Source organism: Salinivibrio sp. EAGSL, assembly GCF_013366455.1.
GTDB classification, from domain to species: Bacteria; Pseudomonadota; Gammaproteobacteria; order Enterobacterales; family Vibrionaceae; genus Salinivibrio; species Salinivibrio costicola.
This window is the reverse complement of sequence record NZ_JABWMG010000014.1, coordinates 22,083-39,189: the sequence shown is the minus strand read 5'-3', so window position 1 is coordinate 39,189 and position 17,107 is coordinate 22,083. Positions and strand designations below refer to the sequence as shown.

15 protein-coding genes are annotated in these 17,107 nt (G+C 48.2%); 5 read left to right on the top strand and 10 right to left on the bottom strand.

Going from position 1 to position 17,107, the window contains the following annotated elements; genetic code table 11:
• Window positions 1–81 precede the first annotated feature (81 nt).
• Window positions 82–582, bottom strand: a complete 501-nt coding sequence (locus HLG76_RS10010) for an META domain-containing protein (protein WP_175993577.1) — start codon at window positions 580–582, stop codon at window positions 82–84.
• A 600-nt stretch (window positions 583–1,182) separates the two neighbouring features.
• Here HLG76_RS10010 and folE point away from each other — a divergent pair.
• The gene (gene folE, locus HLG76_RS10005) at window positions 1,183–1,839 is read left to right on the top strand and encodes a GTP cyclohydrolase I FolE (RefSeq protein WP_033379171.1); all 657 of its coding nucleotides are present in this window, start codon (window positions 1,183–1,185) and stop codon (window positions 1,837–1,839) included.
• A gap of 102 nt (window positions 1,840–1,941) precedes the next feature.
• Here folE and HLG76_RS10000 read toward each other — a convergent pair whose 3' ends face one another.
• The 4 genes from HLG76_RS10000 to HLG76_RS09985 all read right to left on the bottom strand — a co-directional run bounded on the left by HLG76_RS10000 (window position 1,942) and on the right by HLG76_RS09985 (window position 8,060).
• Window positions 1,942–3,495 (bottom strand): PAS domain-containing methyl-accepting chemotaxis protein, encoded by a 1,554-nt coding sequence (locus HLG76_RS10000; RefSeq protein ID WP_021022788.1) that lies wholly within the window; start codon window positions 3,493–3,495, stop codon window positions 1,942–1,944.
• Window positions 3,496–3,660: 165 nt separating this feature from the next.
• Window positions 3,661–4,854, bottom strand: a complete 1,194-nt coding sequence (locus HLG76_RS09995; protein ID WP_175993576.1) for an amino acid aminotransferase — start codon at window positions 4,852–4,854, stop codon at window positions 3,661–3,663.
• Window positions 4,855–4,937: 83 nt separating this feature from the next.
• Window positions 4,938–6,338, bottom strand: coding sequence for an asparagine--tRNA ligase (gene asnS, locus HLG76_RS09990; protein ID WP_021022790.1), 1,401 nt, complete (start codon window positions 6,336–6,338; stop codon window positions 4,938–4,940).
• Window positions 6,339–6,440: 102 nt separating this feature from the next.
• On the bottom strand, window positions 6,441–8,060 hold the full coding sequence (locus HLG76_RS09985; RefSeq protein WP_175993575.1) for a methyl-accepting chemotaxis protein: 1,620 nt from the start codon (window positions 8,058–8,060) through the stop codon (window positions 6,441–6,443).
• Between the two features lie 263 nt (window positions 8,061–8,323).
• On the opposite strand from HLG76_RS09985, the gene queD reads away from it, so the two are divergent.
• Window positions 8,324–8,686, top strand: a complete 363-nt coding sequence (gene queD / locus HLG76_RS09980; RefSeq protein ID WP_021022792.1) for a 6-carboxytetrahydropterin synthase QueD — start codon at window positions 8,324–8,326, stop codon at window positions 8,684–8,686.
• A 181-nt stretch (window positions 8,687–8,867) separates the two neighbouring features.
• Here queD and queE read toward each other — a convergent pair whose 3' ends face one another.
• Window positions 8,868–9,533 (bottom strand): 7-carboxy-7-deazaguanine synthase QueE, encoded by a 666-nt coding sequence (gene queE, locus HLG76_RS09975; protein ID WP_077669898.1) that lies wholly within the window; start codon window positions 9,531–9,533, stop codon window positions 8,868–8,870.
• A 265-nt stretch (window positions 9,534–9,798) separates the two neighbouring features.
• On the opposite strand from queE, the gene HLG76_RS09970 reads away from it, so the two are divergent.
• A complete protein-coding gene (locus HLG76_RS09970) occupies window positions 9,799–11,013 on the top strand; it encodes an ROK family transcriptional regulator (protein ID WP_175993574.1) in 1,215 nt (404 codons plus the stop codon).
• A 90-nt stretch (window positions 11,014–11,103) separates the two neighbouring features.
• Here the strand turns inward: HLG76_RS09970 and sstT are convergent, their stop codons facing one another.
• The 4 genes from sstT to HLG76_RS09950 all read right to left on the bottom strand — a co-directional run bounded on the left by sstT (window position 11,104) and on the right by HLG76_RS09950 (window position 14,594).
• Window positions 11,104–12,321 (bottom strand): serine/threonine transporter SstT, encoded by a 1,218-nt coding sequence (gene sstT, locus HLG76_RS09965; protein ID WP_028569616.1) that lies wholly within the window; start codon window positions 12,319–12,321, stop codon window positions 11,104–11,106.
• 306 nt (window positions 12,322–12,627) lie between these two features.
• Complete coding sequence (locus tag HLG76_RS09960) at window positions 12,628–13,332, bottom strand: ChrR family anti-sigma-E factor (protein WP_077461302.1); 705 nt, start codon at window positions 13,330–13,332, stop codon at window positions 12,628–12,630.
• A complete protein-coding gene (locus HLG76_RS09955) occupies window positions 13,329–13,898 on the bottom strand; it encodes a sigma-70 family RNA polymerase sigma factor (protein ID WP_101494590.1) in 570 nt (189 codons plus the stop codon). Before HLG76_RS09955 ends, HLG76_RS09960 begins: the two co-directional genes overlap by 4 nt.
• A 126-nt stretch (window positions 13,899–14,024) precedes the next feature.
• Window positions 14,025–14,594 carry an LON peptidase substrate-binding domain-containing protein gene (locus HLG76_RS09950; protein ID WP_021022797.1) on the bottom strand — a complete coding sequence of 190 codons (570 nt, stop codon included), beginning with the start codon at window positions 14,592–14,594 and terminating at the stop codon, window positions 14,025–14,027.
• 154 nt (window positions 14,595–14,748) lie between these two features.
• Between HLG76_RS09950 and HLG76_RS09945 the strand changes: the two genes are divergently transcribed.
• Complete coding sequence (locus tag HLG76_RS09945) at window positions 14,749–15,546, top strand: MetQ/NlpA family ABC transporter substrate-binding protein (RefSeq protein ID WP_175993573.1); 798 nt, start codon at window positions 14,749–14,751, stop codon at window positions 15,544–15,546.
• Between the two features lie 165 nt (window positions 15,547–15,711).
• Window positions 15,712–16,917 (top strand): multidrug effflux MFS transporter, encoded by a 1,206-nt coding sequence (locus HLG76_RS09940; RefSeq protein WP_175993572.1) that lies wholly within the window; start codon window positions 15,712–15,714, stop codon window positions 16,915–16,917.
• Window positions 16,918–17,107: the final 190 nt, after the last annotated feature.

The window sequence follows — 17,107 nt, the reverse complement described above, 5'->3', positions numbered from 1 at the left end:
ACCGCCCTCTAGGATAACTCATCGGCTTTTACGTTCACGAGCCGGTCTTTAAGATCAGGAATCGATCTTTGAGATATAGAGTTAATATTTCTCACCCTTGTTGAAGCGTGAATTTACCGCTGGGCTCTTAAGTAACGGATCATCTGTCGCCTTGGATGAGTTAACTGGGGTAAAGACTAAGGTGTGCGTATCATTACTGAGTAACAATGTGTTATTGCGCACGCTAGCGTCGCTCCATTGACTCAACACTTGGCTCATGGTTTGTTCTAACGCCATTGCGTTTTCCGCGCAAGCCATTCTCGTACTGGCCATACGATCAATCTTGAAGCGATTGTTGTCGAGTTCCGCCTTACCAAAGTAACGGTTACAGCCGGTATAGCCGTTGACTTCCATATCCTTATTGACGTTTAACGTTGGGGATCCTTCCGCACTGATAGCCTGTTGATCAATCATGGTCAGTTGCCATTGCTGAGCAACGCCAGAGGTTGTGACCTCGTTTTTAGCATTGTTCGCATCATTGCTACTGCTACAGGCGGTGACGCCAGCAGCAAGCATGACCGCCATCAATACGTGTCTCTTCATAATGACTCCTTAGTCACTAACGGTGGGTGTTAATTCAAGCGTAGTTAACTTAATAACAAATATGCCAATAAAAAATTGGCTTTATGTCAAGATAATGTCTTTTTTGGTGGGAGATAAAAAAAGTCCCCGGTAGAGGGGACAAGATATACCATCGCGTGTTTATTATTATTGAAATAACCTCACTAGGGAGGTGTCTTTTGCCAGCATAATTGCTAAGCAGGAGAGTGCTGCGGTCGATTTGGATATCAACTTTCGACTGTGATTCGAATGCGTCAACGATACGATACAATCTGCAAACGATATCAAACAAAAATGACAGTTTGATTTCATTGATATGATGGTGTTTGAGATAGAGAAAGGGGTGTGATCTTAAGCAAGTTTGCATCTGGCTTAAGGTAAATCGAATGGATGTTCACGATGCTTGACAAAAATGAACTGCTGAGATTAGGCAATCCGACGCCAGCGGATAAATCCACAGTCTCCGCGAGGTGTATTTTTGGCATATTAACGTTATGCTTCTATTTAATGACAACACTGATCTGATAGTGACTACAGTGTGTAAGTAAAAGAACGGCTTAAGGCATACCTAAAAAGGAATCCATCATGGCATTAAGCGATGCTGCAAAAAAAGTTCAGGAAGCTCTGCTCGCGCGTGGGATCGAAACCCCAATGACAACAGCATCAAAGATGTCTTCTGAAGAACGAAAAGAAAAAATCGAGTTTCACATGCGTGAAATTCTGCAGTCGATCGACTTGGATCTTACCGATGATAGTTTGGCAGAAACACCAGCGCGTATTGCCAAAATGTATGTCGATGAGATTTTTTCCGGACTCGATTACTCACAGTTTCCCAAAGTAACCATGATTGATAATAAAATGGGATGTGATGAGATGGTTCGGGTAAAAGATATTTCTGTGACTAGCACCTGTGAGCATCACCTTGTAACCATTGACGGTCGTGCGACTGTGGCGTATCTGCCCGACAATAAAGTGGTTGGCTTGTCTAAGATTAATCGCATTGTACGATTTTTTGCCCAGCGTCCGCAGGTCCAGGAGCGGTTGACTCGTCAAATTTTAGTCGCGTTACAGACGCTGCTAGAGACCGACAATGTCGCGGTGCGTATCGAAGCGACACACTATTGCGTCAAATCACGCGGGGTGATGGACGCGAACAGTGAAACGACTACAACGGCGTTAGGGGGCCAGTTTAAGAAAAATGCAGCGACACGCGCTGAGTTCTTGCACGGTATCCAATAATAAAAGCGCCAGATGGCGCTTTTATTCGCACTGCTTAAGCTTTTATTTGTACTGCTTGGCTTTTATCCGCGCTGCTTAGCTAGTATGTGAAGCGCTCAGCGATTATTCGAACTGTCTAGCGATGTCATGGAACTGGCGTACTTTATCGCGAAGTTGGCTGCTTGCCTCTGAGACATCATTTACTTCATTGAGGTTCTGCTGAGAAACGGACTCAATGCTATGTATGTCGCGACTAATGTCAGTAAATGTCTCTAGTTGCGCTTGCGCGGAATGATGCGTCTCATTCGTTCTTCCCACCACATCTTCGATGGCCGTCGCAACAGCATGTAAGCTTGAAATACTGTTAGACGTGGTATCAACACACTGCTGTGTTTGTTCATGGCTTTCATGGATCTGAGTTTGCCAATGTGCAATCGTGTTGTGCATCTCTTGTATTGACGCTTGAATTTGTTCGGTTGCACTTTGAGTGCGGCTGGAAAGTGCACGCACTTCATCGGCGACAACGGCGAACCCGCGACCCTGCTCACCGGCTCGTGCTGCTTCAATGGCCGCGTTTAACGCGAGCAAATTGGTTTGTTCAGCAATGCCACTGATTTCACTCATCGATTCGGTCACACGCTCAGCAGTAGCCGATAGCTGTTGGGTTGCCGTGAGCGAGTGTTCAGATTGCTGGGAAAGCGCTTTTAATTGTTCCCCGGTCTGTTGTAACCAGGATTCAGTTTCTTGGCTCTGCTGCTGCACAGACTGAAGCAGTTCAACGCTTTGTTGCGCATTGTCAGATACCTTATTCGCCGATTCCGAGGCATGGTCAATATTGCTAGCAATCGACGAAATCTGATCGCTTTGCTTGTTAATCGCATCGGAGACGCGTTTCGACAAGGCGCTTAATTCGTCCGAAAACTGGTTCAACGACAGGGAAGCATCGAGCATACGACCCAGAATGGTGCGAATTCGGGCATTAAGTAGCTTAACCTTATAATCAACGACCGAACTTAGCCCTGTGCCCGAATAAATATAGCGACTAATACTGTCGTAGTCCGTTTGAAAGCGGCGGCTAAGCGTAGGCAGGGTAAAAAGCTCATCGCGAAAAATCGTCCCCAGTATCAATGGCATCGCAATGGCGCCGGCAATATCCCATCCGGAAATCACGCGATCAAAGATCAGGGAAATGGGCGCGGCGGCTAAACCGATTGCCATTAAACCCCGTTTTACACCTGTGGGCAGGTCTGCAATCGAAAAGTGTTTAAGCGATTTCCCTGCTTTTTCTGCCGCACAGAGCTTTTGGTAAACCTGTGCCGCGCGATGCTTCACGGCGGGATCAGGCTTAACACGTACGGACTGATAGCCCATGACTTGGCCCCGATCATAAATCGGCGTAACATACGCATCGACCCAATAATAATCACCGTTTTTACAGCGGTTTTTGACAATTCCCCGCCACGGTTGATTGGCCTTAAGGTTACGCCACATATCCGCGAACGCCGCTTTCGGCATATCGGCATGACGAATAATATTATGGGGTGCCCCGGTCAGCTCATTGTCTTCATAACCCGCAATACGAATGAATTCCGGATTACAATAAGTAATGACGCCGCGCTTATCAGTGGTCGAGACGAGGCGTTCATCGTCACCAAATACAACTTCATTATTACTCATAGGGTTTATCTTTTTGGTCACAGTTCATAAAAAAACCTGGTTGGTTTTAGTGTAGCGGCTATGGGCTTGTTATTAATTGTTTTGTTAATAAATTGTTTAAATATAAATGCCGCCAACAAAAAAAGGGCCTAGCGGCCCTTTGTTTCATTTTTAAGACAGCGACGCTTAGTCTAAAACCTTTGCGATCGCAGTGCAAAGTGGCACCATATTAGTGTGCGTCATACCCGCAACATTAAGCCGACCGGAACCGACAATGTAGACACCATGATCAGCCTTTAATGCATTCACTTGATCCTTATTCAGCCCTGAGAACGAGAACATACCGTTTTGTTGCTCAATAAAGCTAAAATCACGTGAGACGCCTTGCGCTTTGAGTGTTTTGACAAATTCCGTGCGCATGGCTTTAATGCGGTCTCTCATCGTCGCCAATTCTTGTAACCATTCCGCCTTGAGCGTTGGGTCATTCAGAATCGTCGTTACCACCGCTGCGCCATGGGCAGGTGGGTTAGAGTAAATCACTCGGGCGATACTTTTAACTTGGCTAAAGGCGGTGACCGCTTCTTGCTCTTGACGGCCGACCAGTGTGAAGGCACCAACGCGTTCGTTATATAAGCCAAAGTTTTTCGAGAATGAGCTTGCGATCAGCAGCTCTGGGCAGACGTTAGCGAAAATACGCAGACCGACTGCGTCTTCTTCTACGCCTTTGGCAAAGCCTTGATATGCAAAGTCAAACATAGGCAGTAAGCCTTTACGTTGGCAGAGATCTGCCAAGGTTTGCCATTCTTGCTCGGTCGGATCGATACCGGTTGGGTTATGACAGCAGCCGTGGAGTAGCACGACATCGCCCGCTGCCGCTTTCTCGAGATCAGCGACCATCGCTGAAAAATCTTTGTCATTTTTGGCCGGATCATAATAGCTGTATTCCGCGAGCGTTAAACCTGCCGCGGTAAACACGCCTTTATGGTTAGCCCAAGTTGGGTTACTGATCCAAATGGTGACATCGCCCAGGTGGCGTTTAATAAATTCACCTGCTAAGCGAAGGGCGCCGGTGCCGCCGGGAGAATGTGCGGTTTGTGCGCGTTTGTCTTTAATGACATCCGCATGCTCACCAAAAAGTAATCGCTGAACGGCAAGGCCATATTCGGCGGTGCCTGGAATGCTCAAATAAGATTTGGTGATTTCTTTATCGAGTAGTAGTGCCTCGGCTTTTTTTACTGAGGTTAAAACGGGCGTTTCGCCGTGCTCGTTTTTATAGACCCCGACCCCGAGGTTAATCTTATCTTCACGTGGATCCGCTTTAAATTCTTCAGTTAGCCCTAGGATAGGATCAGCAGGTGCCGCAGAGATTTTCTCAAACATTGGTGTCGTCCATGGTTATGATGAATGAAAGCTAAATGCAAATAAAAGGCTGCAACCTGCAGCCTTTGGATAAGTGTATCTATTTAGAAACTGGCATTGCGTGGTGAGCGAGGGAATGGGATCACGTCACGAATGTTGCTCATTCCCGTCACGTATGAAACCAGACGTTCGAAGCCCAGACCGAAACCAGAGTGAGGGACAGTGCCATAACGGCGAAGATCGCGGTACCACCAGAAATCTTCTTTTTCTAGACCCATTTCTTCAAGGCGTTGGTCGAGCACATCTAGGCGCTCTTCACGCTGAGAGCCGCCGATGATTTCGCCGATACCTGGTGCGAGTACGTCCATCGCAGCAACGGTCTTACCGTCATCGTTCATACGCATATAGAATGCTTTAATGTCTTTCGGGTAGTTTTTTACCACAACCGGTGCATTAAAGTGCTCTTCTGCCAGGTAACGCTCATGCTCAGAGGCTAAATCAATACCCCACTCAACGGGGAATTCAAAAGTTTGGCCGCTGTTTTGCAAAATAGTGACCGCATCGGTGTAATCCACTTGCGCAAAGTCGGCGTTGACGAATTTCTCCAAACGAGTCAGAACATCTTTATTGATCCGCTGTTCAAAGAACTGCATGTCATCTTTGCGCTCATCCAACACGGCCTTGAAAACATATTTTAACATGGCTTCTGCAAGCTCGGCAGAGTCATCAAGATCGGCAAACGCCACTTCTGGCTCGACCATCCAGAATTCAGCCAAGTGACGGCTAGTATTGGAGTTTTCTGCACGGAAGGTGGGACCAAACGTATACACTTTACTGAGTGCACAGGCGTAAGTTTCGGCATTTAACTGACCCGATACGGTCAAGAACGCTTCTTTGCCAAAAAAGTCTTGATCGTAATCGACTTCGCCTTGTTCGGTTTTTGGCACATTGGCCATGTCTAGGGTAGACACCCGGAACATTTCCCCCGCACCTTCACAATCCGACGCTGTGATCAGCGGTGCAGACATCCAGTAATAGCCTTGCTCATGGAAAAAGCGATGAATGGCTTGTGAGAGCGTATGACGTACACGTGCAACGGCACCAATTACGTTCGAACGTGGGCGGAGATGCGCCACTTCACGCAAGTACTCAATCGAATGGCGCGTTTTCGCCATTGGATACGTGTCTGGATCGTCAACCCAGCCAACGACCTTCACTGCCGTTGCCTGAAGCTCATAGGCTTGACCTTTTCCGGGCGATTCAACAACCTTACCCGTGACCTCAACGGAGCAGCCTGCGGTCAGGCGCAGAACGTCTTGCTGATAATTATCCAGCTCATTAGGGACCACGGCCTGAATAGGGTCAAAACAAGAACCATCATAAATGGCAAGAAAAGAAATACCGGCTTTGGAATCTCGGCGTGACCGGACCCATCCACGCACAGTCACTTCAGTGTCGACTGCCGCCTTGCCGCGCAGGACGTCTACTACAGGCGCGTATGTCATAATTCGCTTCTATCTCCGTTTAGGTAATGCGGCCAACGGGGTGTGACCGCATCAGTGATTTTGCAAGTTAGACTAGCAAGTTTACCTGTATCCTGTATAGCTTCAAGGTTTGAGCGTGTCTGAGAGCTGAAATTGGCCAATTAACCCTTCAAGTTGTTCAACCAGCTGCTCGAGATTTGCACTAATCGCTTTTACCTCATTAGCATTGGTTGCGGTATCGTTGGCGTGACTTTGAATACGACCCACTTGAGCGAGCAAGGCATCGGTCATTTGCGCCTGGTGATCACTTTGTTTGCTGATGTCATTGGCGTTGTCATTGACCGTTCTAACTTGGTCGGCGATATTACCCAAAGCGGTAGAAAGTTCCATCACGGTTTCTGCACGTTGATTAGCACTTTCACTGGTCGCTTCAACCGCTTGCGCAGAGGCTTCACTGCCTGCACACAAGTTTTCAATGATGGTTTGGATTTCACCAGTGGCATCATGGCTACGACTGGCAAGGTTGCGTACTTCGTCGGCAACCACCGCAAACCCTCGGCCTTGCTCTCCGGCTCGAGCGGCTTCAATGGCGGCATTCAACGCCAATAAGTTAGTTTGCTCGGCAATTTCCCGGATCACGCTGAGGATCGTCGTTACTTGCTGGCTTTGTTGATTAACATCCAATATTTGTGTGCGTACTTGGCCAATATCAGCCACCAACTTACGAATGTCATTGGCCGCGACATTCGCCAGATCACTGCCCTGATTGGCACTGCCTGCGGCAGATTCACTCAATTGCGCTGCTTCTTGAGTACGATTTTGAATGTCGTGTTGATGCTGCTGCACATCATCGATGGCTGAAGACATGTCATTGGTTTCGTGACGTTGGCTATCAGCTAATTGATCGGTATGGCTTGAGACACGGATCAGATTCATGGCCTCAGCAGACAGGGTTTCTGAGGTGCGCTGAACTTGTTGCAGGCTGGCAGAAAAGTTATCAAGCAACTGGTCGCAACTATTGCACAGTTCACCAATCTCGTCGTCACGGGTATTGTTGAGGCGCTCGGAAAGATTTTTGTCGTGGCTGGTGCGTTTCATAAAGGCAGAGACGCGCTTAAGCGGGGAGACTACCCAGCGGCGAATCACAGTGAGTGAGATTAAAAATCCAATCACAGCGATGCTGCCCATGATCCCAGCGGTAATTAACATTTCTCTATCGATAGTGCTATACAAAGGCTCAAGATCATACTCGAGCCGGATAACACCGAGTACGGTGCCTTCCTCTGCTACGTGGCATTGCAGACAATTGGTACCGCGATAATCGCTGCTCGCTTTCATCGGCAGGGCGACCACCAATCCTTTTCCCGCATCAGCATCAAAGGTTTCGACAATGGTTTCACCTTTGAGGGCACGTTGGTCAATGGCATCCTGAGCAGATTGCTCAGGATTTCCTGGGCCAAAAAAGCGGGTAATTGCCTCTCCACGGATCACGCGAGCGTCGTCGATGCCTTTGTGTGACAGCATTTTCTCTCGCAACGTATTACGCTGACTGATGGTGCCGGTGAGCATCAGCATATTAAGGCTATCAAAGTAGTTGGACGCTTTATCTAAGGTTTGCTCGCTGACAATCGATGTCATCAAGGCTTTTTGTTGATGCGACTGATAGGCCAGCGAGGTGGCGAGCACAAGAGCGAAAACAAGAAAAAGAGCAAGAAGAATTTTGCTCGCAAGGGTCATACGCATGAGTCAACCATTTGTTATTAATTTATAGAGTTATCAGTTCTAGCCTGTAGCGACTATGTTAAACCGAGAGCGCACTTGTGGCGGTATCCTCATATAAAATGTGTGATTTCATCGACGTAAATCGTCCCAATAATGAGATGGAAACCCGTATTGCGAGGCATTCTGGCCGCACAGACTAACGGGTGTGGTCGGATGAATGCGTTTGAGTCGGCCAGCGAATTTAAGTAGCATGCGGCCTCTTGTTGTTGTTGGAATGAAGTAAAATGACCACTGAGTTGTTTAAAGAATTTACCTTTGAGGCGGCACACCATTTACCGAATGTGCCAGAAGGCCATAAATGTGGGCGTTTACATGGGCATTCATTTACGGTGCGTTTGTATGTAGAAGGCGACGTTGATCCGTATACGGGGTGGGTGATCGACTTTGCCGAAATAAAAGCGGCTTTCAAACCGATTTATCAGCGCCTGGATCACTACTATCTCAATGACATTGAAGGGCTAGAAAATCCAACCAGTGAAGTGCTAGCACACTGGATTTGGCAACAGGTAAAACCGAATCTGCCTCTGTTAAGCCAGGTCATGGTGAAAGAAACTTGTACCGCAGGTTGCACTTATCGAGGTGAGTAACGAAACTCGACGTGAGTAACAATACTCGAGGTAAATAAGAAGCAGTCGAGAGAAATAAAAAACGCCGAGTAGCAGTGCCTAACTTTATGAGGTTACTTTAGTACTCGGCGTTTTTTGTCGCTTTTTCGACGTGTGCTTTGCTCCATGACGGCGCGATTTATCTTGTCACCGTCATCGTCACTTAGGCGATATTCAAATACTTGTGTGTTTGCACGGATAAACGCCAGCCGCGCGCAATGCAGGTGTCGATGCAAAGTTTGGTTGCACGTGGCTTTTGGCTTACCGGCTGCAGCGCAATGGTTGCACTAGGAGAGGCTGGGCAGGTCTCAAGCAGAATCTCTAGTTGTGTAATGTCCTTTTCTGTCCCCACCGGATGTTTTATCTCATTGGCTCGCGCCATCGCACTGGCGAGAACGGGCAATTTACCGCGCATATTGATTTTGGGCGACACCGTTACCCAGGTGGCTTGGCTCGCATAGACCGTATAGGTGCCACTGGTTTCAATTTGGCATTGGCATCCAGCCTCTTCTAAGGCTTCCGTTAAAGGTACCAAATCATAAAGACAGGGTTCGCCCCCGGTAATCACGATATGCTTAGCGTGATAGCGTTGCGTGATTTCAGTGACGATATCTTCGGCTCCTAGCCAGCACCAAGTCGGTGAATCCTCTGACTTATCAATAATAAAGATCTTATCTTGCTGATCCTTATCATCCGTTTCCCAGGTTTGCTTAGTATCGCACCAGGCACATCCTACTGGACATCCTTGCAAGCGGACAAAAACCGACGGAACCCCTGTGAAGGTGCCTTCGCCCTGGATCGTTTCAAATATCTCGTTGACTCGGTACATGGTGATTAATAGCGATAGAATATGAGCTCCGCATTATGCCAACGAATAAGTTTGAGATCTTGTTTTTTAGCCCGCGATTAGAGGATGAACAGCGTTACTGTTTAGACAGGTTTTGTGAGTTTGTACGCGATTTCAAAGATACAAAGTGACAAATGTCACGTGCTAGCGGCCAATTGCTTCACAATTAGTTCGCGAAGTAAAAAAATTCACCTAAATAGGCGGTGTCAGGGTTTATCGCCACAGCCACGTAGTAATAGGAAAGGGCATGATTATTGGGCAGCCGGGACATATCGATCATATCAAGCGCAAAAATGCGGGCACGATTTATAACTTAATCGACCGTTTTGAGCCTATTTCGCGGATCGAACTCTCGAAACGCAGTCAACTGGCGCCTGCCAGTATCACCAAAATTGTGCGCGAACTGATGGACGCTCACCTTGTAAAAGAGGCGCCGATCCAAGAAACGAGCATGCGCGGGCGTCCAGCTGTAGGGCTTATGCTGGATAACGAAGGCTGGCAATTTTTGTCCATGCGTCTAGGAAGAGGTTATCTCACTCTGGCGCTGCATTCGCTAAGCAGTGAAATTTTGATTCAAGAACGGCATGAATTAACGGTGGTGGCGCAAAGTGCATTACTCACCACCGTGGTCGATCATGTCAACGCGTTTTTCTCTCGTCACCAACAAACGGTGGGTCGTGTCACCAGTATTGCGATTTCGCTACCGGGCTTGGTAAATAGTGCCCAAGGCACCGTGATTCAAATGCCGCACTTCGAGGTCGACTACATGCCTCTAGGGCCTGTATTACATCGAGAGACCGGTTTGCCGGTATTTGTGGGGAACGACACCCGTTCTTGGGCACTAGCGGAAAAGTTGTTTGGTAACGCGAAAGAAGCAGACAGCGCCGTTCTGGTCGCGGTTCACAGCGGCGTTGGGGCCGGTATTGTGCTCGAGGGCAAAGTGCTTCAAGGGCGGATCGGTAACGTTGGCGAGTTAGGTCATATTCAAATTAAGCCCTTTGGTAAGCGGTGTTTTTGCGGTAATTATGGCTGTTTGGAAACGGTCGCAAGCCTGTCCGCGATCTATGAGCAGGTGGAGACATTGCTCAATGAAGGGCATCCGAGTTGCTTGCACGACCAACCCCTCACGATAGAGGCTATATGCGATGCAGCGGTGTCAGGCGATGGTTTGGCCCACCAAGTGATCACCGAGCTTGGGCATCACTTGGGAACCGCCATAGCGATTGTGGTGAATTTATTTAACCCAGAAAAAATATTATTTGGTGGCGAATTCAATCGTGCTAAATCGGTCTTGTATCCTGCGATTATGGAATGTTTAAAAACGCAGACGATTCCGCTGTATAGCAAGTACCTAGTCTTGGAAGAAAGCTATTTCTATACCCAAGCGACGATGCCTGGAGCGGCGATGGTAAAGCAGGCGATGTACGATGGCAATTTGCTGATGAAAGTGCTGGAGGGCTAATCGTTGCCTTGGTTGACAATTAAAAAGCGGTTAAAGAAAAAGCAGGTGTTGATGCACCTGCTTTTTTTTGATCTTGGCTAAGGGCGTTGGTTAGCTGTTTTTACGCTCTTCACCCAAGCATGCCGCCGCGGTAAATACTACGTCGGTTGAGCTATTCAGGCCCGTTTCGGCAGAGTCTTGTAAAACACCGATAGTAAAGCCAATCCCAACCACTTGCATGGCAATCTCTTGTGGAATACCAAACAAATTACACGCGAGTGGGATCAACAATAGGGAGCCGCCAGCAACCCCCGACGCGCCGCACGCGGATACCGCGGCCACCACACTCAACAGCACAGCCGTGGCGATATCCACTTGGATACCGAGTGTATGAACAGCAGCCAGGGTTAATACGGTAATGGTGATCGCCGCGCCTCCCATATTGATGGTGGCACCGAGTGGGATAGAGACAGAATAAGTATCTTCATCCAAATCAAGGCGGCGGCATAGCTGCATATTCACTGGAATGTTGGCTGCAGAGCTACGGGTGAAGAAAGCGGTGAGACCGCTCTCACGCAGGCAGCGAAAAACAAGGGGATAGGGGTTTTGACGCGTTTTGATATACACAATCAGCGGATTTACCACCAAGGCGATGGTTGCCATACTGCCGAGTAGCACCCCCAAAAGGTGTAAATACCCCATCAAAGCATCAAAGCCACTTTTCGCTAACGTGCTTGCCACTAAGCCAAAAATACCCAAAGGCGCAAACCGGATCACAAAGCGGACGATCATCGATACCCCCTCGGATACATCCGAGAAGACACGTTTGGTTTCGTTCGACGCATGATGAAGAGCAATACCTAAGCCAATCGCCCAAGCCAAAATACCAATATAGTTACCACTCATCAACGCGTTAACAGGGTTGTCAACGATATTGAAAAGTAGCGTACTTAATACCTGGCTAATGCCCTCTGGCGGCGTAATGCTAGCATCCGTTGCGGCAAACTCGAGGGTAGTCGGGAACAAAAAACTCATGGTCACCGCGGTCAATGAAGCCGCAAGGGTGCCGATAAGATAAAGCCCAATAATGGGGCGCATGTTGGCCCGTTGGCCTTGTTTCTGGTTAGCAATGGACGCTGCCACTAAAACGAAAACCAAAATGGGTGCGACGGCCTTCAATGCGCTGACAAAAAGTTGTCCGAGCAATCCGGCTGTGCCAGCAAGCTCGGGGGATAGATAGGCTAAAACACCACCGGCAAGAATACCGATGAGTATTTGAAGTACCAGCGAGTTACCTCGACTGACACTGGCGAGTTGTGTTTGACTCATGTGACTCTCACTTCACTGTGTTTATTATCAATGGCTGTTAATGAATCGTTAGAAGTGACGAATTAAACCAGTTAAATTCACCCTATGTAAAGGGAAAATTGTTACTTTGAACTAGTTAGGTAGGACTGAAGTGGCGAGTTATGATTAATGAGAGGTTTATTTAGTGTAATTATTCTGTTATCGCTGCAGAATAAATGGTGATAATTCTAGGTCTAGCCGAGCAAATACGTGGATTTAGGCGGCCATCTAGCATAAAAAAAGGCGACCATAGCGGTCGCCGAAGGATAACAACTAGCACAGAAATTTTTAGTAAATCGCATGTCCCACGGTATTGAGCAACTTACTCACGCCTTTTGTGAAGTAGAGAGGGGCATCTGCAATGGTATAGCAAAGGCAACCTTCTTTTGTGTATGGCGTATGATGGTGACGGCTATCGAGTAAAATAAAGTCACCTGGCACATACTGACCACTTTCATCTTCAAAGGTACCGTCCAACAAAAGGGTTAACTCATAGCCCTTGTGAGTGTGCGCAGGCACTGAACCGCCTTCATCGATATGAAGAAAACTGGCTCGCGTTGCCCCTTCGTCAAGATTAAGTCGCGCACGTTGAACTTTACCAAAGGATGCCCAATTTGAATCGCCGAATCGTTGCAGCGCCCGGGGTAAGGCATATGTTTTTTCACCGACAGTGATTTGTGTTGCGCGCGCTTCAGGTTGTTCCGCGCCAGATTGCGTCAGCGCATCGGCATCGTTGGCAGCCGCTTGTTCAAAAATGGCGGATAGCATTTCATCTTCAGCATTGTGATCCCACTCATTTACCATCAACGCTTCGTCGCCGACTGTTTCTTGATCAAACGCCACTGATGCAAGCTTTTCTTCTGCAGTGGCCACGTAAGCTTGGCACTCCTGGCAAAGTTCAACATGAGCAGACAACGCAATCGCCATCGAAGTCGGCAATTTGCCAGCAGCAAAAGCATCCAGTAAATCGGTCGATGGGTGATACTTAATCATTGTTTTACCTCCAGGTGATTGCGAAGCTTTTCTAGACCTAAACGCAATCGGGACTTGACGGTGCCCAATGGCACATTTAATTGTTCTGACAACTCTTGATGAGTCAATTGCTTGAGATAAACCCCTCTAACCACCTGCTGCTGGACCGCGGGTAACTCGTCAATAAAACTGAGAAGCTCTTGGTCCATCATGTACTGAGCACCGGAATCTGTTTCGTTGTCCTGTTGCCCTGACTCGAGAATGGGCCAGATATCATCGCTAAAATTGTCTTCGCGATTCGATTGCACCTTGCGGAGCATATCGAAGCTTAAGTTACGCATGATAGTGAATACCCATGTCGTCGCCGCGCCTTTGTCAGAATTATACAAGTGGGCTTTGCGCCATACCACTAGCATGGTTTCTTGTACTAATTCCATTGCTTGGCCGTCAGCTCTTAAATGTTTTGAACCATAAGCGCGTATCTTAGGGCCAAAAAATCGGAACAAACGTTCGAACGCTATGCGGTCGCGGTCTTCTGCAACTTTTGCTAATAATTCAGACAACTCTTCCTTCGTCACGTCAGTCATGTTGGCACGCGTGTCCCGTCTGGAAATGGTGGTCTCAGTATACATGGTTTGTGGCGCAGTCATAGTTGAGTCCTATCTGTCGTAGCCGTCCATCTCGCTTCCAATACGAGGCTTAAAACAATTGGATCACTCGACTTCTTGCTCGAGAAGCTGACTGATAAATTGCTTCGCCTCTTCTGCCGATTCTTGCGCGATAAACCATTGTTTTTGCGCGTTAGAAAGCGGCAAAATTTCTAACCAGCGTTGGCAACTCCAGGTTAAGTCTTCGAAATACGGCGCCTCATATTGCTCAGCATGATCCGGGTGGGCGGCGAAGACATTTTTAAGTCCTGCGGCGATACGCATTTTTTCTTCATTTTCTTCCTGGTCAATAAACTCGTCATGTGGCCAGTCATTCAGTGCCTGTATCTCGCCCACCCAGAGCTTGTCGGCTTCTTGCTCTGTCGATTGAATTTTTACCCGTTGACGACCTGCAATGGTAATGCCTAATAAACCATCGGGTAGTGTTTCAAAATCGACAATGTCCACCAGTGTGCCATATCGATATAAACGTTTACCTTGCATCATCGCCAGCACGAATCCCTGTTGATTCGCCGAGCATTCGCGGACCAAGCGCAAATAGCGAGGTTCAAAAATGCGCAGCTTAGCTCTGCCCCCGGGTAGTAAGAACAAGGGTAGAGGAAACAGCTTTGTCATATCTACGCCTCCTTATTGATTCAACATGCCTGCCACTACGCGACCAGGGTTGGATACGATCAAGACAGAGACTGCATTACCACAATCAGGTTGACATCATTATAAGTTGTGGCATTCTGGACGTCTAAACATCTATTTTAGTAAGGGAATCGAAATGACGTTAAAGCGACCAGGATTTTGGATTGCGTCAGTGTTACTGGCGTTGATTATCAGCGGCTGCTCAGATCAGCCAGAAACGATAAAGATTGGTGCGACTGTCGGTCCCCATGCGCAAGTCGTAGAAGCGGTTGCGAAACAGGCTAAACCAGAAGGAATTCATGTCGAAGTGGTGGAATTTTCGGATTACATCTCTCCGAATGCCGGTCTGGCAGATGGCAGTCTTGATTTAAATAGTTACCAACATCAGCCGTTTCTCGATAACTTTAATCAAAACCATGATAGTGAATTGGTCTCGATTGGGCGTTCCATCCTTATGCGGATGGGGATTTACTCAGACAAAGTACAGCGCGTGGACGATTTACCCCAAGGCGCACAAATTGCGATCCCTAACGATCCGACCAACGCCGGGCGCGCTTTGCTATTACTGCAAGACGCAGGGCTGATCACCTTGGCCGATAACGTTGGCTTTCAAGCGACGCTACAAGATGTTACCGCTAACCCCAAGCAGCTCGATTTTGTCGAAGTAGAAGCGGCACAACTGCCTCGCAGCCTACAAGATGTCGATGCTGCTGCAATTACCATGAACTATGTGATGTCATCAGGGCTTAATCCAAGTGATCAAGGTATTTTCTTAGAATCGAAAGACGCACCGCTCGCGGTGATGGTCGTGGCAGCGCGGGCAGAGGATAAAGATAATCCGACCTATCAGCGTTTGTTGGCGCTATTTCAATCAGAGGCAACACGTGCGTTTCTACAAAAAACCTTTGATGGCACGATCGAACCGGCTTTCTAGTTTTTAAAACCGGCCAGCGATAGCTGGCCATTGATATACATTCTCAATCATTGTTTACCATTCAGGGAGTTATTGCGTTAACATGCCTCTCAGCTTGTGGTTTTAGCATTCGCTAGAGTCACAGTTTCCTCGCTCGCCTAACACACAGAACGCATAGGAATTGAGATGCAATCGGCTACTCGTCCATTTAATTGGTCGCCCGTATTGCTGGCATGCTTAACGGTCAGTATCGGGCAATTCAGCATGGGATTGGTTTTTCCATCATTACCTTGGATCGCTCGTGACTTCAATCTCAGCATGGACGATGTCCAACTGCTTATTTCCGCTTACCTGCTCGGGTTTGGCCCGTCACAATTTATCTATGGCCCCATTTCGGATGCACTCGGACGCCGCCGCGTGCTATTAGCCGGTGTCTTGCTTTCACTGGTTGGGTTAACCGTGATGGTGAGCTTTAGCGCCAGTTTTACCGGGTTGGTGATTGGCCGTTGTATTCAGGGGATGGGCACGGGATGTTGTGCCGTCCTCTCGCGAGCCTTTACCCGTGACTCGTATTCGGGGGATCAGCTTCCTCAAGCCATGTCATACCTGATCATGGTCGCCTCATTTACGCCCATTGTGGCTCCTGTGATTGGTGGCTTTGTTAACCATAACTTAGGCTGGTTGGCGATCTTTATTTTATTGATGGTTCATACCAGCTTGGTGTGGTGCGTGCTCTTTTTCTTATTTAAAGAGAGTATGCATACGCGATCGCCATTGCCTAAGATAAAAGTGATCCTTGGTCGTTATGGCGCACTGTTAAAAACGCCCTACTTTCTTTATTTCGCCAGTATCAGCTGGTTGAACTTCACCTTGGTGATCACCACGGTGTCACTGATGCCATTTTTGATGCAAGAGCGCATCGGGATGACCTCGGATCAATATGCGCTGTGGGCGCTTATTCCGACATGTGGGTTACTGCTGGGCAGCACGCTGGTGTCGCGCATTCGGCCGCGTTTGGGTACCAAGCGTATGCTGTTGATGGCACCGGTGATGCAGCTCATCTCAGCGATATGGCTATGGTTTACCCCCATGGATCCCTTGCTGCTGATGATAGGGCAGTTTTTTATGGTGTTTGGCAACGGGATTTCGCTGCCGTGCTCCCAGTCGCAGGTGATGCAGCCTTACTCTAACCAAGCCGGCACCGTCGCTGCGCTCTCCGGTGGTGGACAGATGATTATTTCCGCGTTGATGAGTATGGCGCTATTGAGCTTGGGGGTTAGCGAAGCATGGCACCTTGGTGTGGTGGTTGGCGTCTTTGCGCTGCTCTCCGTTCATAATATCTTCCGTGGCTTCGCAGCACCGAAAGTCAACGTCGCCAATGGCACCATCTGACGGAATACAGAATACAGAATACAGAATACAGAATACAGAAAGAGCCGATGCAAGCGCGATCTGCTCTCTTCTGTACTCCGTAAGCGAAGCGCTCTGTATTCAAAAATCCTGAATATCGCGTAGGTCGGCATAAGCGCCAGCACGATGCCAATCATTATCACGATGTGTGCCGCGCGCCCGTTGCACGGCG

Bases quoted from the DNA above. Each gene is read 5' to 3' on its own strand.
- HLG76_RS09970 (WP_175993574.1), top strand. From the start codon at position 9,799: ATGATTATTGGGCAGCCGGGACATATCGATCATATCAAGCGCAAAAAT.
- queE (WP_077669898.1), bottom strand. From the start codon at position 9,533: ATGTACCGAGTCAACGAGATATTTGAAACGATCCAGGGCGAAGGCACC.
- HLG76_RS09950 (WP_021022797.1), bottom strand. From the start codon at position 14,594: ATGACAAAGCTGTTTCCTCTACCCTTGTTCTTACTACCCGGGGGCAGA.
- HLG76_RS09995 (WP_175993576.1), bottom strand. From the start codon at position 4,854: ATGTTTGAGAAAATCTCTGCGGCACCTGCTGATCCTATCCTAGGGCTA.
- HLG76_RS09960 (WP_077461302.1), bottom strand. From the start codon at position 13,332: ATGATTAAGTATCACCCATCGACCGATTTACTGGATGCTTTTGCTGCT.
- HLG76_RS10010 (WP_175993577.1), bottom strand. From the start codon at position 582: ATGAAGAGACACGTATTGATGGCGGTCATGCTTGCTGCTGGCGTCACC.
- HLG76_RS09940 (WP_175993572.1), top strand. From the start codon at position 15,712: ATGCAATCGGCTACTCGTCCATTTAATTGGTCGCCCGTATTGCTGGCA.
- HLG76_RS09955 (WP_101494590.1), bottom strand. From the start codon at position 13,898: ATGACTGACGTGACGAAGGAAGAGTTGTCTGAATTATTAGCAAAAGTT.
- HLG76_RS09945 (WP_175993573.1), top strand. From the start codon at position 14,749: ATGACGTTAAAGCGACCAGGATTTTGGATTGCGTCAGTGTTACTGGCG.
- sstT (WP_028569616.1), bottom strand. From the start codon at position 12,321: ATGAGTCAAACACAACTCGCCAGTGTCAGTCGAGGTAACTCGCTGGTA.
- queD (WP_021022792.1), top strand. From the start codon at position 8,324: ATGACCACTGAGTTGTTTAAAGAATTTACCTTTGAGGCGGCACACCAT.
- HLG76_RS09985 (WP_175993575.1), bottom strand. From the start codon at position 8,060: ATGCGTATGACCCTTGCGAGCAAAATTCTTCTTGCTCTTTTTCTTGTT.
- HLG76_RS10000 (WP_021022788.1), bottom strand. From the start codon at position 3,495: ATGAGTAATAATGAAGTTGTATTTGGTGACGATGAACGCCTCGTCTCG.
- asnS (WP_021022790.1), bottom strand. From the start codon at position 6,338: ATGACATACGCGCCTGTAGTAGACGTCCTGCGCGGCAAGGCGGCAGTC.